The organism is Thiorhodococcus minor, from assembly GCF_010820565.1.
In the GTDB taxonomy this organism is placed as follows: domain Bacteria; phylum Pseudomonadota; class Gammaproteobacteria; order Chromatiales; family Chromatiaceae; genus Thiorhodococcus; species Thiorhodococcus minor.
The window spans coordinates 1-1504 of record NZ_JAAIJQ010000244.1; the positions used below are offsets into that span (position 1 = coordinate 1).

Annotated in this window: 1 protein-coding gene; it reads right to left on the reverse strand. The window is 51.1% G+C overall.

Annotated features, from left to right (window positions below):
• Positions 1–264: 264 nt before the first annotated feature.
• The coding region (locus G3446_RS26675; RefSeq protein ID WP_164456677.1) for an RHS repeat-associated core domain-containing protein at positions 265–1504 on the reverse strand (1240 nt) is incomplete at its 5' end.

Consider the following 1504-nt stretch of genomic DNA (forward strand, 5'->3'; position numbering starts at 1 on the left):
TGGTGCGGCTGTCGGCGGCGACTCCGGAGGGCACGGTGCTTGGCAGGACCTCGGTGATCGTGCGGGTGCCGTCGGGGGCGGTGGTGGTCGTGGTGCGCGCGAGCGGGTCGCTGAGGCTGAGTTTTCCCCGCCATTGAGTAAACTGTCACCGGAATTCCAGAATTCCAAAGGCAAAAGGCAAGACCTGACACCGTCCTTCTTCACGCTTGCTATTATTCCCAGTGCGCTGCGCCTGGGCGCGCTCATGCGTGAGGCTGGCCCGGTCTACTCAAAACCCCGATTCCGGAAATCAAAAATGCGTATGCTATTGAGTTCCGACCTTAAAATTACCGAGGATCCTGCCAAAATCGGGCTATCGAAATAGCCGTCGACCGACAGAGAGTTCATTTCATCGCCCGCAAAATTGAAATGACGCAATTTTGATCCGTCATCGTCGGAGAAATCGAAAAACAGGACCCCTTCATCGAAAAAACGAACTCCACTCCCAGACGATACGAACGAAAAAGCCACTTCCTCCGACTTGCCGCCCGAGGCACGGCTCACGCGATACTCGAAATACAGACGCCCTTTGTCATCTCCACGCAGGAACTTCCGCGTAGCAACTTGGAACACGGCCTGATCCTTTGATGCATAAACCCACTGCTCATCGTCATTCTTAGTCGCAATACGTTCCTTTCCGAACCGCAACCTATTCCCTTCGCCAACAAATACACCATTAGCCTCATCAGACCACATATAGAAGAAGTCTCTCTCCAATAATTCTTCTTGGATGTCACAAATTCCGGCATCTAAGCTGCAATTGAGCAGACGGCCAATAGCACGTCTTTCTTCTTTTTTAGTATAACCTGATGAGTCAACGAAGAGAATTCTACCTCCGCCTGGACTCATCACAGGATTATGCATCACATCGGCAAACGAAGACAAAACGTTTTCACGCTCTGAGAATATTCCTCGTTTTATAACCTTGTTGTCTTCTGCCATGTAAATAGAACGCGAGTCCCCCGCCCAACCTAAAAATTCCTGATGCCTACTGCCGCTTTCCCCGAAACACGCTTCTGAGAATACGCGCCGATCTCCCTCGTCAATGCGAAATATACAATGAAATGGCCAGTGCTCCCTTGAACCAAGCTTCCACATGCTGACCAGGAGAAGCCTGTTATTTGGAGATAGCGAATATCCACGGTACATCACGATACCATAAAAATTAGAACGCTCGTCGGTAACAGCGCTTGCACTGAACGATAGGGGAGCGATCACCATTTGCATCAATAGCACAGCCTTGACACACAAGAAGACCCTAAACCAGCTCATTAGGCAAGTGACTCCAAGAACCACGGTTCCTTGAGGATCAATAACGTTTACAGGATCAGCCAACACGTATCCGTAGAGGTTAAAATCCTCTCCCTCAAACCCAATCGGATCCTTCCCCAACCACCGCCCGGTATAGGGATCATAATCCCTGGCCCCGAACCGCACGAGCCCGGTCTCCGGCTCGTAGAGCCCG